Below are 15,645 nucleotides of genomic sequence, written 5' to 3'. Positions count from 1 at the left end.
GTCGTCGCTCAGCGGTCGAAGTCGACCTCCACGGCCTCCGTCACCGGGTGCGACTGGCAGGCCAACACGTATCCCGCGTCGGTCTCCTCCGGCTCCAGCGCGAAGTTGCGGTCCATGCGCACCTCGCCGGAGACCAGGAACGCCCGGCAGGTGCCGCACACCCCGCCCTTGCAGGCGTAGGGCGCGTCGGGGCGGTTGCGCAGCACCGTGTCCAGGACCGATTCCCCGGCCCGTACGGGCCAGCTGCCGCCCCGGCCGTCGAGCCGGGCGGTCACGGTGCTGTGGGCGGGGGCGGCCGTCCGCGCCGGCGCGGGTGCGGCGTCCACGTGGAAGATCTCCTCGTGGATCCGCGACCGGGGGACGTCCATCGCGCGCAGTGCCTGCTCGGCGCCCTGGACGAGGCCGAGCGGTCCGCACAGGAACCATCCGGCCACCTGGCGCACGGGCAGCAGCGAGGGCAGCAGTGCGGTCAGCCGTTCCCGGTCGAGCCGTCCGGAGGGAAGTCCGGCCTGCTGTTCCTCGCGGGACAGGACGGTGACCAGCTGGAAGCGCTCGGGGAAGCGGTCCTTCAGATCGGCGACCTCTTCGAGGAACATCGTCGAGGCGGCCGTCCGGTCGCTGCGCAGGAGGCAGAGGCGGGCGGAGGGCTCACGGGCCAGCAGCGTGGCGGCCATCGACAGCACCGGAGTGATGCCGCTGCCGCCGACGATCGCCGCGTAGAGACCGGGCGCGGGGTCCAGGGTGAAGCGGCCCGCGGGAGTCATCACGTCGAGCTGGTCGCCGACGGCGATCTCCTTCATCGCGTACGTCGAGAAGGCTCCCCCCTCGACGAGCCGCACGCCCACCCGCAGCGTGCTGGGCCCCGGGCCGCCCGGATCGGGTGCGGGCGAGCAGATCGAGTACGTCCGCCGCACCTCGAACCCGTCGAGCCCGTCGGTCCCCCCGAGCCCCTGGATCCCGTCGACGCCGGCCGCACTGCTCACGCCGTCCGCCCTGCTCGGCGCGTCCGCGCCGGCCACGCTGACGGTCGGTCCGGAGCCGACGGCGGTGTCCGTTGCGGCGGCGACCCGGCGCACGGCGAGGTGCTGTCCCGCGGCGTGCCGGAACTCCTCGCGCAGTTCCTCGGGGACCGCGAGGGTGAGGGCGACGGAGTCGTCCGTGAGGCGGTCCACCGCGGCCACGCGGAGCGGGTGGAATCGCGCCATCACAGCTCCTTGAAGTGGTCGAAGGGTTCACGGCAGGCCAGGCAGCGGCGCAACGCCTTGCAGGCGGTGGAGGAGAAGCGGCTCAGCAGCTCGGTGTCGGCGGAACCGCACAGCGGGCAGCGGACCGGTTCCGGCACGGCGGCCGCCGTGGCGGGGGCGTCGGCGGCGCTGTGGTCGGACCGGGTCGGGCCGAGGGCCAGTGGCACCGGCCCCGGGTCGCGCACCGTGCGCGGTGGCGCTATGCCGAACTCCCGGAGCTTGCGGCGGCCTTCGGCGGAGATGTCGTCGGTCGACCAGGCGGGCGCCAGCACGGTGCGCACCGTCACCTCACGCACTCCGTGCTCGCGCAGCGCCCGCTCGATGTCCAGGGACATCGCCTCGATCGCGGGGCAGCCGGTGTAGGTGGGGGTCAGCTCCACCTCGACGGCATCCTCGTGGCGCAGGCGCACCGAGCGCACCACGCCGAGTTCCTGGAGGGTGAGCACGGGCAGTTCGGGGTCGGGCACCGAGCCGGCGACCTCGAGGAGTTCCGCCTCCAGGGCGGTGGGCGTCACCATGTCGCCCCCGGGTGGCTGCGGTGCAGGTGCTGCATCTCGGCGAGCATCCGGCCGAACGACTCGGTGTGCAGGCCCTCGCGGCCCGCTCCGGCGGTCCAGGCCCCGGTGCGCGGTCCCTCGGGCCGCGGCAGACCGGCGCGCTCCAGGATGCCGCCCACCGACTCCAGCCAGGCCGGTTCCAGGTCGGCCGGGTCGAGGTCGAGACCGTCGAGGGGGCGGAACAGTTCGCCGGTGTACCGCCACAGGGCCGTGCAGGCGCGCTGCATGCGCTGATGGCTCTCGTCGGTGCCGTCGCCGAGCCGCAGCGCCCACTGCTCGGCGTGGTCGCGGTGGTAGGCGACCTCCTTGACGGCCTTGGCGGCCAGCCCCGCGAAGGGGCTCCCCCCGGCCGCCAGCCGGTCGTACAGCAGGTGCTGGTAGGTGGAGAAGTACAGCTGGCGGGCGATGGTGTGGGCGAAGTCGCCGTTGGGCTGCTCGACCAACTGGACGTTCCTGAAGGCCCGTTCCTCGCGCAGGTAGGCCAACTCGTCCTCGTCGCCCGCCATCGACAGCAGGATCCGGGCCTGGCCGAGCAGGTCGAGTGCGATGTTGCCGAGCGCGACCTCCTCCTCCAGCACGGGCGCGTGACCCATCCACTCCCCCAGACGGTGGGAGAGCACCAGGGCGTCGTCGCCCAGGGCGAGGGCGGCGGTGGCCGTGCGGGCCGCGAGGGGCGCGGGCGCCCCGTGCGTGACAGGTGCCTCCTGCGTCACTGATGCCTCGCGCGTCACTGATGCCTCGTGCGTCACAGGTGCTTCACCCCCTCCGGGATCTCGTAGAACGTCGGGTGACGGTAGGGCTTGTCGGCGGCCGGCTCGAAGAACGGGTCTTTCTCGTCCGGCGAGGAGGCCGTGATCGCCGAGGACGGCACGACCCAGAGGGAGACGCCCTCGCCGCGGCGGGTGTACAGGTCGCGGGCGTTGCGCAGCGCGAACTCGGCGTCCGGCGCGTGCAGGCTGCCGGCGTGGGTGTGGGAGAGGCCGCGCCGGGAGCGCACGAAGACCTCCCACAGGGGCCAGTCGGTGTCGGTCATGCCTGCTCCACTTCCGTCCTGGGGCTGTGCTTGGCCGCGTAGGCCGCGGCTGCCTCGCGTACCCACGCGCCCTCGTCGTGTGCGGTTCTGCGCTGCGTGATGCGCTGCTCGTTGCAGGGCCCGTTGCCCTTGAGGACTTCCTTGAACTCGGTCCAGTCGATCGGGCCGAAGTCGTAGTGGCCGCTCTCCTCGTTCCACCGCAGATCGGGGTCGGGCAGCGTCAGGCCGAGGGACTCCGCCTGCGGGACGCAGATGTCGACGAAGCGCCGGCGCAGTTCGTCGTTGGAGTGGCGCTTGATCTTCCAGGCCATCGACTGCGCGGAGTGCGCGGACTCGTCGTCGGGCGGGCCGAACATCATGAGCGACGGCCACCACCAGCGGTCCACCGCGTCCTGGGCCATCGCGTGCTGCTCGGGGGTGCCGCGGCTGAGGGCCAGCAGGAGTTCGTAGCCCTGGCGCTGGTGGAACGACTCCTCCTTGCAGACGCGGACCATGGCGCGCGCGTACGGGCCGTAGGAGCAGCGGCACAGGGGGACCTGGTTGGTGATCGCGGCGCCGTCCACCAGCCAGCCGATCGCGCCGACGTCCGCCCAGGAGAGGGTCGGGTAGTTGAAGATCGACGAATACTTCTGGCGGCCGGTGTGCAGTTTGTCGAGCAGGTCGTCCCGGCCGGCGCCGAGGGTTTCGGCGGCGCTGTACAGGTAGAGCCCGTGGCCCGCCTCGTCCTGGACCTTGGCCATGAGGATGGCCTTGCGGCGCAGCGAGGGCGCGCGCGTGATCCAGTTGGCCTCCGGCTGCATGCCGATGATCTCGGAGTGGGCGTGCTGGGCGATCTGGCGCACCAGCGTCGCGCGGTAGGCGTCGGGCATCCAGTCGCGTGGCTCGATGCGCTCGTCGGCGGCCACGGTGGCGTCGAAGGCGCGCTGGTACGCCTCGTCGTCCCCGACGCCGTCCACCTCGCCGGTGTGCCCGCGTGTACGGGCCGTCTGGTGCGCGGCTGCTGTCGCCATGCGGTCCCCCTTGACCTAGGGCCTCGGCCGGCGCCGTGGCCTCGGCTCTGCCCGAGCCTTCTCCCGACCGATCGTTCGGTCCGTGCGATTCCATGGTGGGACGGCCGTCGTATGGTGTCAACCGCTGTGGATAACCTGCGGGCGTCCCCTGTGGACAACTGCTTCGCCCCGGCCCGTTCCCGGCGCTGCCGGGGAGAGGGCTGCGCCGAACGGGTGATGCTGAGTACCGTTCGCGATTGCGTGACGCAGCGCGAGGACGACCGGGATCGGGGAACGGGGCGGGATGAACGCGTACGACGGAGGCTCCGGCTCTCCACAGGGGCGCAGCGGACCGGGGGAGGCGCGGCCACCGCGCGCCGAGGGCGCCTCCGCTCTCTCCGACGGCACCCTCCCCGACGGCGCACTGCCCGACGGCGCACTGCCCGGTCCGCGGTCCGAACTGCCGAGCGGCGAAGGCGGTCAGCACGCCGGACGTGGTGCCGCCGAGGCCGGCGGCCCGCAAGCGGGCGGCCCGGAGGCCGGTGGTCCCCGGGCCGTGGGCGCCGGGGCCGACGTCCCCGGGGCGGATGACGCGCAGGCCGCGGGTGCCGAGGACGAGGGCGTCGAGGCCCGTGCTTCGCGGGACGGGGTGCGTGAGCCGCGGGCGGGGGTGGCGGCCCTCTCCCCCCGCTACCAGGTCTGCGCAGCGCTCGCGATCGCCGTCGTCGCGGTCGCCGTCTGCCTGCATGTCGGCATGGTGTTCCTGCACGTCGCGCCGTCGAACACGGTCACCAAGGCGCACGGCAAGGCGATCGACGACTGGATCTACCCGGAGTTCGAGCAGAACTGGAAACTGTTCGCGCCGAACCCGTTGCAGCAGAACATCGCCGTCCAGGTCCGCGCCCAGGTGCGCACCGCGGACGGCGGATCGCGGACCACCGGCTGGTACGACCTGTCCGCGCAGGACGGTCGCGCCATCGACGCCAACCTGGTGCCGAGCCACACCCAGCAGAACGAGCTGCGCCGCGCGTGGGACTTCTTCACCGCGACACACGACAACGACAACCGCTCGGTAGGCGTCCGGGGCGCTCTCGCCGAGACGTATCTGCGCCGCATCGTGGTGCTGCGCCTGGAGCGCGGCGGCCTGACCGCGGGCGGCAGTGCCGTCGAGCGGGTCCAGGTCCGTTCCCGGACCATCAGCGTGACCCCGCCGAAATGGAGCACCGAGAAGGTGTCGACGAACCCGGTGTACCGCGAACTGTCCTGGTGGTCGGTGCCGGACCGCGCGATCGACGGAGGCAAGCGGTGAACCGGTTCTCCTTGTCGGTGTCCGCCGGCATCGCCCGTGTCACGGGGTCGGCGCTCGGGCCGTACCAGAGCGCCGTGGTCCGCATCGGCTTCAGCCTGACGTGGCTGCTGTTCCTGTTGCGCGAGCTCCCCCACCGTGCGGAGCTGTACGGTCCCGACGGTCCGTGGAACTGGGAGCTGGCCCGGCAGCTGATCGACTCCAACGGGGCCTTCACGGTCCTGATGTGGTCCGACGGGCGGGCCTGGTTCGAGCTGGTGTACGCGCTCGCGCTGCTCTCCAGCGCGCTGCTGCTGCTGGGCTGGCGCACCCGCGCGATGTCGGTGCTGTTCATGGTGGGTGTGCTGTCGTTGCAGAACCGCAGCGTCTTCGTCGGCGACGGCGGCGACAACGTCCTGCACCTGATGTCGGTCTACCTGGTGTTCATGCGCTGCGGCCGGGTGTGGTCGCTGGACGCGCGACGGGCCCGGCGCGAACAGGAGGCCCGCGCGCGGGGGGAGGGTTTCTCCGACCGGGTCGGTCCGGCGCTGTGGGCCGTGTCGGGGTGTGTCCTGGTCGTGGCGACGGTGGCGGACCGTTTCCACAGCGAGTGGACGATTCCCGCGCTCCTGTGGGCGGCCTGGTGCGTGCAGGGGCTGTGGTGGGCCGCCGGGCGGCTGAGGAGGTCGGCGGAGCCGCGGATCCTGTTCGACGTGATCGGCAACGTGCTGCACAACGGAGCACTGGTCGTGATCATGGTCGAGGCCTGTCTGATCTACGCGACGGCCGGCTGGTACAAGATCCAGGGTTCGCGCTGGCAGGACGGCACCGCCGTCTACTACCCGCTGCACCTGGACTACTTCTCGCCCTGGCCGATGCTCGCCGACCTGCTGTCCGCCAGCGGCACGATGGTCATGATCGCCACCTACGGGACCGTCATCGTGCAGGTGGCCTTCCCGTTCACCCTCTTCAACCGGCGGGTGAAGAACGTCCTGCTGGCGGTGATGATGACCGAGCACGCGGTGATCGCCGTCGTGCTGGGGCTGCCGTTCTTCTCGCTCGCGATGATCGCGACCGACGCCGTCTTCCTGCCCACTCCGTTCCTGCACCGGCTGGGCGGCTGGGCGGCACGCGCGCGTGAGCTGATGGCGTCCGGGGACGGCCGCGACGGCACGCGCGGCAGCGGCGACGGCCGTGGTGAGGGCGACGAGGGCGTGGGCGACCACGGCGGGGGCGGTGCCGCGCCGGAGCCGGCGGACGGGGATGACGCGGCGCCCGCGCGCGTAGGGTTCACGGCATGACCGACCCCGTGACCGGCCGCGATCCGCTCGGCCGGTGGCACCGTCTCGCCGACGGCGCGGTGCTGCTCGACGGCTTCCACGCGCTCAAGCACGCCCTGCGTTTCGGGGCCGAGGTGCCGGTGGCGGTCGCCGTCGACCGGGATGCCGCCCTCGCCCTCGCCGGGGAACTGGCCCCCGACGTGCGCGCGTCGCTGGACGCTCTGCTGACGGACGTCCCGGAGGCGACGTACGCCTCCCTGGTGCCGCGCCCGCATCCCACCAGGGTCGCCGCGCTGGCCGTGCGGCCCACACGCGCGGCCAACCTGGAGCGGCTGCGGCGCATGCCGCGGACCGCTCCCGTCGTCGTCCTCGACCACCCGCGCAACCTGGGCAACGCGGGAGCGGTGATCCGGCTGGCCGCCGGTTTCGGGGCGGCCGGCGTGGTCACCACGGGCACGCTCGACCCCTGGCACCCGACCGTGCTGCGGGGCGGGGCGGGACTGCACTTCGCGACCGCCGTGGAGCGGACGGACGTCGACGAGCTGCCCGCCGGGCCGGTGTTCGCCCTCGACCCGGAGGGCGACGACATCCGGGGAGTGAAACTCCCCGACGACGCCCTCCTCGCGTTCGGCTCCGAGCGCAGCGGGCTCTCCGCCGAGCTGCGCGCACGGGCCGACCATCTGCTCGCCCTGCCGATGCGCCCCCAGGTCTCCAGCTACAACCTCGCGACCAGCGTGGCCATGACGCTGTACCACTGGAGCGCCCAGGAGGGCGGGCGGCCCGCAGCGCCGCCCGTTCCCTAGGGCCGCCTCACCCTCAGCCTTCTCTGCGGACCTCGACCACCCGGAAGCGGTTGGCGACGAACGCGCCGTCGGTGAGGGCCGCGTTGGCCGCCGGGTTGCCGCCCGAGCCGTGGAAGTCGGAGAACGCGGCCGTCTGGTTGACGTACACGCCTCCCGTGAGGTTGAGGGAGAGCTGGGCCGCCTCCTCCAGGCAGGCCTCCTGGATCGCTTCCTCCACCTCGCCGTCGGTGGTGTACGCGCCGACCGTCATCGCGCCCTTCTCGCGCACCGTCCGCCGCAGCAGGGCGACCGCGTCGGCCGCCGAGTCGACGGCGACGGCGAAGGAGACCGGGCCGAAGCACTCGCTCATGTAGGCGGCCTCGTCGTCCGGCTTCGCCCCGTCCAGCTTGACGATCACCGGGGTCCGCACGACCGCGTCCGGGAAGTCCGGGTTGCTCACCTCGCGGGAGGCCAGGGCGACCTCGCCGAGGCCCGCGGCCGCCTCCAGGCGCGCCTTGACGTCCGGGTTGACGATCGCGCCGAGGAGGGCGTTGGCGCGGGCGTCGTCGCCGAGGAGTCCGTCGACCGAGCGGGCCAGGTCGGCGACGACCTCGTCGAAGCTCTTCGGGCCGTCGTCGGTGCGGATGCCCTCGCGGGGGATCAGCAGGTTCTGCGGAGTGGTGCACATCTGGCCGCTGTACAGGGACAGCGAGAACGCCAGGTTGGCGAGCATGCCCTTGTAGTTCGCGGTGGAGTGCACGATCACCGTGTTGACGCCGGCCTTCTCGGTGTAGACCTGCGCCTGGCGGGCGTTGGCCTCCAGCCAGTCGCCGAAGGCGGTCGACCCGGTGTAGTCGACGATCCTGATCTCGGGCCGGGTGGCGAGCGTCTTGGCGATGCCCTCGCCGGGGCGTTCGGCGGCGAGCGCCACCAGGTTCGGGTCGAAGCCGGCCGCGGCGAGGACCTCGCGGGCGACGCCCACGGTGAGGGCGAGCGGCAGCACCGCTCGCGGGTGGGGCTTGACCAGCACCGCGTTGCCGGTCGCCAGGGAGGCGAACAGGCCCGGGTAGCCGTTCCACGTGGGGAAGGTGTTGCAGCCGATGAGCAGGGCGATGCCACGCGGGACCGGGGTGAAGCTCTTGGTCAGCGCGAGCGGGTCGCGCTTGCCCTGGGGCTTGCTCCACTCCGCGGCGTCGGGGGTGCGGACCTGCTCCGCGTACGCGTAGGCCACCGCTTCCAGGCCGCGGTCCTGTGCGTGCGGGCCACCGGCCTGGAACGCCATCATGAAGGCCTGGCCGGAGGTGTGCATGACCGCGTGCGCGAACTCGTGCGTGCGGTCGCTGATCCGCTTGAGGATCTCCAGGCAGACCACCGCGCGGACCTCCGCGCCGGCGTCGCGCCAGGCGCGCTGTCCGGCCTTCATGGCGGGCAGCAGCTCGTCCACGTCCGCGTGCGGGTACGTCACGCCCAGTTCGACGCCGTACGGCGACACCTCGCCGCCCACCCAGCCGTCGGTGCCGGGCTGGCCGAGGTCGAGGCGGGTGTTCAGGACGGCGTCGAAGGCGGCCTTGCCGGCCGCGGCGTCCAGACTGCCGTTCTCCCCGTAGGCCTTGGGGTGTTCCGGGTGCGGGGACCAGTACGCGCGGGTACGGATCGCTTCCAGGGCCTGGTCGAGGGTGGGCCGGTGCTGGGCGATCAGAGCGTGCGCGGTCAGTTCGGCGGCGGCCATGCGGGACCAACTCCTCGTCTTGAGAACTCTCCGTCGAGCTCATGGCCTGGCGGAAACCTGGGCGGGAACAGCCAGTCACCGCTAGAGTAACCGAACGATCGGTCGGGACAAGGGGGCCTGCCGCATCTGTGGAAAACCCCGTGCGGGAGGATCGCGCACATGACAGCACTCGACCTCAGCAGCCCCGTGGCCGTCGTCGGCACCGGCACCATGGGCCAGGGCATCGCCCAGGTCGCGTTGGTCGCGGGCCACCCGGTGCGGCTGTACGACGCCGTCCCGGGCCGGGCCCGTGAAGCGGCCGCCGCGATCGGCGCCCGCCTCGACCGGCTCGTCGAGAAGGACCGCCTCGCGGCCGGCGACCGCGACGAGGCACGTGCGCGCCTCCACGCCGCCGAGGACCTCGCCGAACTCGCCGACTGCTCCCTGGTCGTCGAGGCCGTCGTCGAACGGCTGGACGTCAAGCAGGAGCTGTTCCGGCGGCTGGAGGACGTGGTCGGCGAGGACTGTCTGCTCGCCACCAACACCTCGTCCCTTTCGGTGACCGCCGTCGGCGGAGCCCTGCGCAACCCCGGCCGCTTCGTCGGCCTGCACTTCTTCAACCCGGCGCCGCTGCTGCCGCTGGTCGAGGTCGTCTCCGGGCACGCCACCGACGTCACCTCGGCCACGCGCGCGTACGAGACCGCCCGCTCCTGGGGCAAGACGCCGGTCGCCTGCGCCGACACCCCCGGCTTCATCGTGAACCGCATCGCCCGGCCCTTCTACGCCGAGGCGTTCGCCGTCTACGAGGCGCAGGGCGCCGACCCGGCCACCCTCGACGCCGTGCTGCGCGAGTCGGGCGGCTTCCGGATGGGCGCGTTCGAGCTGACCGACCTGATCGGGCAGGACGTCAACGAGTCGGTGACGCACTCCGTGTGGCAGTCCTTCTTCCAGGACGCGCGCTTCACGCCCTCCCTCGCCCAGCGCCGCCTCGTCGAGTCGGGCCGGCTCGGCCGCAAGAGCGGCCAGGGCTGGTACGACTACCGCGAGGGGGCCGAGCGGGCCGAACCGCACACCGCGGAGAAGGCGCAGCCGCCCGCCTACGTCGTCGCCGAGGGCGACCTGGGCCCCGCCTCGGAGCTCCTCGCGCTGATCCGGGAGGCGGGCATCCAGGTCCGCGAGGAGGAAGAGGACCACGGCACCCGCCTGGTCCTGCCCAGCGGCGGTCAGCTGGCCCTCGCCGACGGTCAGACCTCCGTGGAGTTCCGCGACGTCGTCTACTTCGATCTCGCGCTGGACTACCGCAAGGCCACCCGCATCGCCCTGTCCGCCTCGCAGGACACCGCCGCGCACACCATGTCCGAGGCGACCGGCCTCTTCCAGGCGCTCGGCAAGGACGTCAGCGTCATCGGCGACGTCCCCGGCATGATCGTCGCCCGCACGGTCGCCCGCATCGTCGACCTCGCGCACGACGCCGTCGCCAAGGGCGTCGCCACCGAGGAGGACGTCGACACCGCTATGCGCCTGGGCGTGAACTACCCCCTCGGCCCCTTCGAGTGGAGCCGCAGGATGGGCCGTATGTGGGCCTACTCGCTCCTGGACGACCTCCACGACCGCGACCCCGGCGGCCGCTACGCGCCGTCCCTCGCGCTCTACCGGCACTCCTACGCCACCGAGAAGCGGGAGGGCGCGTCGTGACCACCGCCAAGCGCGACACCTACACCCCGGAGACCCTGCTCTCCGTCGCCGTCCAGGTCTTCAACGAGCGCGGTTACGACGGCACGTCCATGGAGCATCTCTCCCGGGCGGCCGGCATCTCCAAGTCGTCGATCTACCACCATGTCGCGGGCAAGGAGGAACTGCTGCGGCGGGCCGTCAGCCGCGCCCTGGACGGGCTGTTCGCGATCCTCGGCGAGGAGCACGCGCGCGTGGGGCAGGCGTCGCACCGCCTGGAGTACGTCGTGCGGCGCATGGTGGAGGTGCTGATCGGCGAACTGCCGTACGTGACGCTGCTGCTGCGCGTGCGCGGCAACACCGACACCGAGCGGTGGGCCCTGGAACGGCGCCGGGACTTCGACCACCGGGTCGCCGAGCTGCTGCGCGCGGCCGCCGCCGACGGGGACGTCCGCGGCGACATGGAGGTGCGGCTCGCCACCCGCCTGGTCTTCGGGATGATCAACTCGATCGTGGAGTGGTACCGGCCCGGTGGCCGGGGGATGGTCGAGAGCGAAGTGGCTGACGCGGTGGTGCGACTGGTCTTCGAGGGCCTGCGGACGGCCCCGGCCGGCCCGGACGCCGCCGCGTAGACGCCCTTGATGCCCTGACGCCCTGGACGCCCCCGACCGGCAGGCGCGACCGGTTCGACATGTCCGAGGCACGTCCCCCGCCGGCTCAGCCCTGGGGCTCCAGGTCCTCCTCCTCGAAGACCAGCAGGGTGCGGGTGCTGAGCACCTCCGGGATGGCCTGGAGCCGGGTCAGCACCACCTCGCGCAGCGCCCGGTTGTCGGGCGTGTGCACCAGCAGCAGGACGTCGAAGTCGCCCCCGACGAGGGCGATGTGGGAGGCGCCGGGCAGCTGTCTGAGCTGCTCGCGCACCGTCCGCCAGGAGTTCTGCACGATCTTCAGGGTGATGTAGGCGCTCGTGCCCTGCCCGGCGCGCTCGTGGTTCACCCGGGCGCCGAAGCCGCGGATGACCCCGTCGTCGATGAGCCGGTTGATCCGCGCGTAGGCGTTGGCCCGCGACACGTGGACCCGTTCGGCGACCGACCGTATCGAGGCGCGCCCGTCGGCCTGGAGCATCTGAAGGATGTCCTGGTCGATGGCGTCGAGCGGGCGCGCCGGAGGCAGCGACGCGCCGGTCGACGGCGGCAGAAGCGTCGACGGCGCCGGCCCGCCCGACGGCGCGGGTCCCCCGGACGGCGCAGTGCCGCCCGTCGGCGGGGGCCCGCTCTGCGTGGGGCCGGCCGGCGGAATCGCGGCACCGTTCTCCGGCCCCTCGGCCATTTGTTCAGGTGCCATGTCCCCCCGCCTTCCCAGCATGGACGTACTGCGTCCATCTCAGGTTGTGGAGAACCGTTTGTCCACAGCCTGAGGGGGCCTGTAGCCAAAATGTGCCGACGACCGAACAATCGGTAGGTGAGGCGGGTCACAGCCGACACGCCTCCCGTAGCCGCATCCCCGAGGAGGTGCCGTCATGACGGTCATGGAGCAGCGGGGCACGTACCGGCCGACTCCGCCGCCGGCCTGGCAGCCCCGTACCGACCCCGCGCCACTGCTGCCCGACGCGGAGCCGTATCGCGTCCTCGGCACCGACGCGGCCGCACAGGCCGACCCGGAGCTGCTGCGCCGGCTGTACGCCCAGCTGGTGCGCGGCCGCCGCTACAACACCCAGGCCACCGCGCTCACCAAGCAGGGCAGACTCGCCGTCTACCCCTCCAGCACAGGCCAGGAGGCCTGCGAGGTCGCCGCCGCGCTGGCCCTGGAGGAGCGCGACTGGCTGTTCCCCAGCTACCGGGACACCCTCGCCGTCGTCGCACGCGGCGTGGACCCCGTCGAGGCCCTCACTCTGCTGCGCGGCGACTGGCACACCGGCTACGACCCGTACGAGCACCGGGTGGCGCCGCTGTGCACCCCGCTCGCCACCCAGCTCCCGCACGCCGTGGGCCTCGCGCACGCCGCCCGCCTCAAGGGCGACGACGTGGTAGCGCTCGCCATGGTCGGCGACGGCGGCACCAGCGAGGGCGACTTCCACGAGGCCCTGAACTTCGCCGCCGTCTGGCAGGCGCCGGTCGTCTTCCTCGTGCAGAACAACGGCTTCGCCATCTCCGTGCCGCTGGCCAAGCAGACCGCCGCGCCCTCGCTGGCCCACAAGGCCGTCGGATACGGCATGCCGGGCCGCCTGGTCGACGGCAACGACGCGGCCGCCGTGCACGAGGTGCTCGCGGACGCCGTGCGCCGCGCGCGGGAGGGCGGCGGCCCCACGCTCGTGGAGGCGGTCACCTACCGCATCGACGCCCACACCAACGCCGACGACGCCACCCGCTACCGCGGCGACGCCGAGGTGGAGACCTGGCGCGAGCACGACCCGATCCAGCTGCTGGAGCGCGAGCTGACCGCGCGCGGGCTGCTCGACGACGAGGCCAGGCGGTCCGCGCGGGACGCCGCCGAGGAGATGGCCGCCGACCTGCGCGCCCGGATGAACCAGGACCCGGTCCTCGACCCCATGGACCTGTTCTCGCACGTGTACGCCGAGCCCACTCCGCAGCTGCGCGAGCAGCAGGCGCTGCTGCGGGCCGAGCTCGAGGCCGAGCAGGAAGGCGCGCACTGATGACGACGGTCGCCCTCAAGCCCGCCACCATGGCGCAGGCCCTCACGCGCGCGCTGCGCGACGCCATGGCCGCCGACCCGTCCGTCCACGTCCTGGGCGAGGACGTCGGCGCCCTCGGCGGCGTCTTCCGGGTCACCGACGGGCTGGCGAAGGAGTTCGGCGAGGACCGCTGCACGGACACCCCGCTCGCCGAGGCCGGCATCCTCGGCACCGCCGTCGGCATGGCCATGTACGGTCTGCGGCCGGTCGTGGAGATGCAGTTCGACGCGTTCGCCTACCCGGCGTTCGAGCAGCTCATCAGCCACGTCGCCCGGATGCGCAACCGCACCCGCGGCCGGATGCCCCTGCCGATCACCGTCCGGGTGCCCTACGGCGGCGGCATCGGCGGAGTGGAGCACCACAGCGACTCCTCCGAGGCCTACTACATGGCCACCCCGGGCCTGCACGTCGTCACGCCCGCCACGGTCGCCGACGCCTACGGCCTGCTGCGCGCCTCCATCGCCTCCGACGACCCGGTGGTCTTCCTCGAACCCAAGCGCCTGTACTGGTCCAAGGACGCCTGGAACCCGCAGGAGCCGACGGACGTCGAGCCCATCGGCCGTGCGGTGGTGCGGCGACAGGGCCGCAGCGCCACGCTGATCACGTACGGGCCGTCGGTGCCGGTCTGCCTCGAAGCCGCCGAGGCGGCGCGGGCCGAGGGCTGGGACCTGGAGGTCGTCGACCTGCGCTCGCTGGTGCCGTTCGACGACGAGACGGTCGCCGCGTCGGTGCGGCGTACCGGCCGCGCGGTCGTCGTGCACGAGTCGGGCTCCTTCGGCGGCCCGGGCGGGGAGATCGCGGCCCGCGTCACCGAGCGCTGTTTCCACCACCTGGAGGCGCCGGTGCTGCGCGTGGCCGGGTTCGATCTGCCCTATCCGCCGCCGATGCTGGAGCGCCACCACCTGCCCGGCGTCGACCGCATCCTGGACGCCGTGGCGCGGTTGCAGTGGGAGGCCGGGAACTGATGGCTCAGGTGCTGGAGTTCAAGCTGCCCGACCTCGGTGAGGGACTCACCGAGGCGGAGATCGTGCGCTGGCTGGTCCAGGTCGGCGACGTGGTCGCCGTCGACCAGCCGGTCGTCGAGGTCGAGACGGCCAAGGCGATGGTCGAGGTGCCCTGCCCCTACGGGGGTGTGGTGACCGCCCGCTTCGGCGAGGAGGGCACGGAACTGCCCGTCGGCGCCCCGCTGATCACGGTCGCGGTCGGCGCGCCGGCCTCCGGCGCAGCCGAGGCCGAGGCCGAGGCCGCGACCGGCGGCTCGGGCAACGTTCTCGTCGGGTACGGCACGTCGGAGGCGCCCGCGCGCAGGCGCCGGGTCCGCTCCGCGCGACCCGGACAGGCCGCCACAGCCACCGTCGCGGTCGACGGCACGGCCCCGGCGGTCCCGGCGGCTCCGGCTCCTTCGGCCGCCCCGGCCGCACAGGCCGAGGCGTCCGGCGGGCCCGTCCCCGTGATCTCGCCGCTGGTGCGCCGGCTCGCCCGGGAGAACGGGCTGGACCTGCGCGAACTCAAGGGCTCGGGGCCGGAGGGTCTCATCCTGCGGGCCGACGTCGAGAGCGCGCTGCGGGTGGCCGTGCCGCGCGAGGAGTCCGGCCGGGAGGTACCGCGCGCCGGCGCGACCGCCGCCCTCGCCGGCGGACGCCGCGTGCCGCTCAAGGGCGTCCGGGGCGCCGTCGCCGACAAGCTCTCCCGCAGCCGGCGGGAGATCCCGGACGCGACCTGCTGGGTGGACGCCGACGCGACCGAACTGATGCGGGCGCGGACGGCGATGAACGCGGCGGGCGGGCCGAAGATCTCCCTCCTCGCGCTGCTCGCCCGTATCTGCACCGCGGCGCTGGCCCGGTATCCGGAGCTGAACTCCACCGTCGACCAGGCGGCCCGCGAGATCGTCCAGTTCGACCAGGTCCACCTCGGCTTCGCCGCACAGACCGACAGGGGCCTCGTCGTCCCCGTGGTCCGTGACGCGCACGCGCGGGACGCCGAGGGCCTCACCGCGGAATTCGCCCGGCTCACCGAGGCCGGCCGCGAGGGACGGCTCACGCCCGCGGACCTGACCGGCGGCACCTTCACGCTGAACAACTACGGAGTGTTCGGCGTCGACGGCTCCACACCGATCATCAACCACCCGGAGGCGGCCATGCTCGGCGTCGGCCGCATCGTCCCCAAGCCGTGGGTGCACGAGGGCGAGCTGGCGGTGCGCCAGGTCGTGCAGCTCTCGCTCACCTTCGACCACCGGGTGTGCGACGGCGGCACGGCGGGCGGCTTCCTGCGCCATGTGGCCGACTGCGTGGAGCAGCCGGCGGTGCTGCTGCGCACCCTGTGACCGGGGGCGCCTCGCCGCCCTCCCCGTGTTCGCCGTGGTCCCGGGGGTCCGAATCCCCGGGACCGGCCCGCATACTCGGAG

At 73.1% G+C, this 15,645-nt stretch carries 15 protein-coding genes; 8 read left to right on the top strand and 7 right to left on the bottom strand.

Features of this window, described 5'->3' with window-relative positions; genetic code table 11:
* Window positions 1-8: 8 nt before the first annotated feature.
* From ACGFSH_RS12825 to paaA, 5 genes are read right to left on the bottom strand one after another with little or no spacing between them, the layout of a single operon-like run.
* A complete protein-coding gene (locus ACGFSH_RS12825; protein WP_393347703.1) occupies window positions 9-1,205 on the bottom strand; it encodes a 2Fe-2S iron-sulfur cluster-binding protein in 1,197 nt (398 codons plus the stop codon).
* Window positions 1,205-1,762 carry a 1,2-phenylacetyl-CoA epoxidase subunit PaaD gene (gene paaD, locus ACGFSH_RS12820; protein WP_393347701.1) on the bottom strand — a complete coding sequence of 186 codons (558 nt, stop codon included), beginning with the start codon at window positions 1,760-1,762 and terminating at the stop codon, window positions 1,205-1,207. Before paaD ends, ACGFSH_RS12825 begins: the two co-directional genes overlap by 1 nt.
* The gene (gene paaC / locus ACGFSH_RS12815; RefSeq protein ID WP_393347699.1) at window positions 1,756-2,514 is read right to left on the bottom strand and encodes a 1,2-phenylacetyl-CoA epoxidase subunit PaaC; all 759 of its coding nucleotides are present in this window, start codon (window positions 2,512-2,514) and stop codon (window positions 1,756-1,758) included. The genes paaD and paaC overlap by 7 nt, the downstream gene beginning before the upstream one ends.
* A 32-nt stretch (window positions 2,515-2,546) precedes the next feature.
* The gene (paaB, locus tag ACGFSH_RS12810; RefSeq protein ID WP_256907089.1) at window positions 2,547-2,834 is read right to left on the bottom strand and encodes a 1,2-phenylacetyl-CoA epoxidase subunit PaaB; all 288 of its coding nucleotides are present in this window, start codon (window positions 2,832-2,834) and stop codon (window positions 2,547-2,549) included.
* Window positions 2,831-3,844, bottom strand: coding sequence for a 1,2-phenylacetyl-CoA epoxidase subunit PaaA (gene paaA, locus ACGFSH_RS12805; protein ID WP_393347697.1), 1,014 nt, complete (start codon window positions 3,842-3,844; stop codon window positions 2,831-2,833). The genes paaB and paaA overlap by 4 nt, the downstream gene beginning before the upstream one ends.
* Window positions 3,845-4,127: 283 nt before the next feature.
* Between paaA and ACGFSH_RS12800 the strand changes: the two genes are divergently transcribed.
* From ACGFSH_RS12800 to ACGFSH_RS12790, 3 genes are read left to right on the top strand one after another with little or no spacing between them, the layout of a single operon-like run.
* Entirely contained in the window at window positions 4,128-5,132 is a 1,005-nt protein-coding gene (locus ACGFSH_RS12800) for a DUF5819 family protein (protein ID WP_393347695.1), read from the top strand.
* Window positions 5,129-6,409: an HTTM domain-containing protein gene (locus ACGFSH_RS12795; RefSeq protein ID WP_393347693.1), complete on the top strand. Its 1,281-nt coding sequence runs from the start codon at window positions 5,129-5,131 to the stop codon at window positions 6,407-6,409. The genes ACGFSH_RS12800 and ACGFSH_RS12795 overlap by 4 nt, the downstream gene beginning before the upstream one ends.
* Window positions 6,406-7,191: a TrmH family RNA methyltransferase gene (locus ACGFSH_RS12790; protein WP_393347692.1), complete on the top strand. Its 786-nt coding sequence runs from the start codon at window positions 6,406-6,408 to the stop codon at window positions 7,189-7,191. Before ACGFSH_RS12795 ends, ACGFSH_RS12790 begins: the two co-directional genes overlap by 4 nt.
* A 13-nt stretch (window positions 7,192-7,204) precedes the next feature.
* Here the strand turns inward: ACGFSH_RS12790 and paaN are convergent, their stop codons facing one another.
* A complete protein-coding gene (gene paaN / locus ACGFSH_RS12785; protein ID WP_393347690.1) occupies window positions 7,205-8,899 on the bottom strand; it encodes a phenylacetic acid degradation protein PaaN in 1,695 nt (564 codons plus the stop codon).
* Between the two features lie 159 nt (window positions 8,900-9,058).
* On the opposite strand from paaN, the gene ACGFSH_RS12780 reads away from it, so the two are divergent.
* Both ACGFSH_RS12780 and ACGFSH_RS12775 read left to right on the top strand, forming a co-directional pair.
* Window positions 9,059-10,573, top strand: a complete 1,515-nt coding sequence (locus ACGFSH_RS12780; protein ID WP_393347688.1) for a 3-hydroxyacyl-CoA dehydrogenase — start codon at window positions 9,059-9,061, stop codon at window positions 10,571-10,573.
* Window positions 10,570-11,181, top strand: coding sequence for a TetR/AcrR family transcriptional regulator (locus ACGFSH_RS12775; protein WP_393347686.1), 612 nt, complete (start codon window positions 10,570-10,572; stop codon window positions 11,179-11,181). Before ACGFSH_RS12780 ends, ACGFSH_RS12775 begins: the two co-directional genes overlap by 4 nt.
* An 85-nt stretch (window positions 11,182-11,266) precedes the next feature.
* Here the strand turns inward: ACGFSH_RS12775 and ACGFSH_RS12770 are convergent, their stop codons facing one another.
* On the bottom strand, window positions 11,267-11,878 hold the full coding sequence (locus ACGFSH_RS12770; RefSeq protein WP_393348125.1) for a winged helix-turn-helix transcriptional regulator: 612 nt from the start codon (window positions 11,876-11,878) through the stop codon (window positions 11,267-11,269).
* A gap of 190 nt (window positions 11,879-12,068) precedes the next feature.
* Here ACGFSH_RS12770 and pdhA point away from each other — a divergent pair, with 190 nt between their 5' ends.
* The 3 genes from pdhA to ACGFSH_RS12755 are packed head-to-tail and all read left to right on the top strand — an operon-like array spanning window position 12,069 to window position 15,564.
* Window positions 12,069-13,202, top strand: coding sequence for a pyruvate dehydrogenase (acetyl-transferring) E1 component subunit alpha (gene pdhA / locus ACGFSH_RS12765; RefSeq protein WP_393347684.1), 1,134 nt, complete (start codon window positions 12,069-12,071; stop codon window positions 13,200-13,202).
* Window positions 13,202-14,206 carry an alpha-ketoacid dehydrogenase subunit beta gene (locus ACGFSH_RS12760; protein ID WP_393347682.1) on the top strand — a complete coding sequence of 335 codons (1,005 nt, stop codon included), beginning with the start codon at window positions 13,202-13,204 and terminating at the stop codon, window positions 14,204-14,206. Before pdhA ends, ACGFSH_RS12760 begins: the two co-directional genes overlap by 1 nt.
* A complete protein-coding gene (locus ACGFSH_RS12755; RefSeq protein WP_393347680.1) occupies window positions 14,206-15,564 on the top strand; it encodes a dihydrolipoamide acetyltransferase family protein in 1,359 nt (452 codons plus the stop codon). Before ACGFSH_RS12760 ends, ACGFSH_RS12755 begins: the two co-directional genes overlap by 1 nt.
* Window positions 15,565-15,645 lie beyond the last annotated feature (81 nt).

Source organism: Streptomyces sp. NPDC048481, assembly GCF_043200075.1.
GTDB lineage: Bacteria > Actinomycetota > Actinomycetes > Streptomycetales > Streptomycetaceae > Streptomyces.
The sequence above is the reverse complement of the archived record's forward strand: the minus strand, read 5'-3'. Positions and strand labels throughout refer to the sequence as shown.

Excerpts from the sequence above, each read along its gene's own strand:
- pdhA (WP_393347684.1), top strand. The coding sequence starts at position 12,069 with ATGACGGTCATGGAGCAGCGGGGCACGTACCGGCCGACTCCGCCGCCG.
- paaA (WP_393347697.1), bottom strand. The coding sequence starts at position 3,844 with ATGGCGACAGCAGCCGCGCACCAGACGGCCCGTACACGCGGGCACACC.
- ACGFSH_RS12825 (WP_393347703.1), bottom strand. The coding sequence starts at position 1,205 with ATGGCGCGATTCCACCCGCTCCGCGTGGCCGCGGTGGACCGCCTCACG.
- paaN (WP_393347690.1), bottom strand. The coding sequence starts at position 8,899 with ATGGCCGCCGCCGAACTGACCGCGCACGCTCTGATCGCCCAGCACCGG.
- ACGFSH_RS12770 (WP_393348125.1), bottom strand. The coding sequence starts at position 11,878 with ATGGCCGAGGGGCCGGAGAACGGTGCCGCGATTCCGCCGGCCGGCCCC.
- ACGFSH_RS12790 (WP_393347692.1), top strand. The coding sequence starts at position 6,406 with ATGACCGACCCCGTGACCGGCCGCGATCCGCTCGGCCGGTGGCACCGT.
- ACGFSH_RS12755 (WP_393347680.1), top strand. The coding sequence starts at position 14,206 with ATGGCTCAGGTGCTGGAGTTCAAGCTGCCCGACCTCGGTGAGGGACTC.
- ACGFSH_RS12760 (WP_393347682.1), top strand. The coding sequence starts at position 13,202 with ATGACGACGGTCGCCCTCAAGCCCGCCACCATGGCGCAGGCCCTCACG.
- paaD (WP_393347701.1), bottom strand. The coding sequence starts at position 1,762 with ATGGTGACGCCCACCGCCCTGGAGGCGGAACTCCTCGAGGTCGCCGGC.
- paaB (WP_256907089.1), bottom strand. The coding sequence starts at position 2,834 with ATGACCGACACCGACTGGCCCCTGTGGGAGGTCTTCGTGCGCTCCCGG.
- ACGFSH_RS12780 (WP_393347688.1), top strand. The coding sequence starts at position 9,059 with ATGACAGCACTCGACCTCAGCAGCCCCGTGGCCGTCGTCGGCACCGGC.
- ACGFSH_RS12800 (WP_393347695.1), top strand. The coding sequence starts at position 4,128 with ATGAACGCGTACGACGGAGGCTCCGGCTCTCCACAGGGGCGCAGCGGA.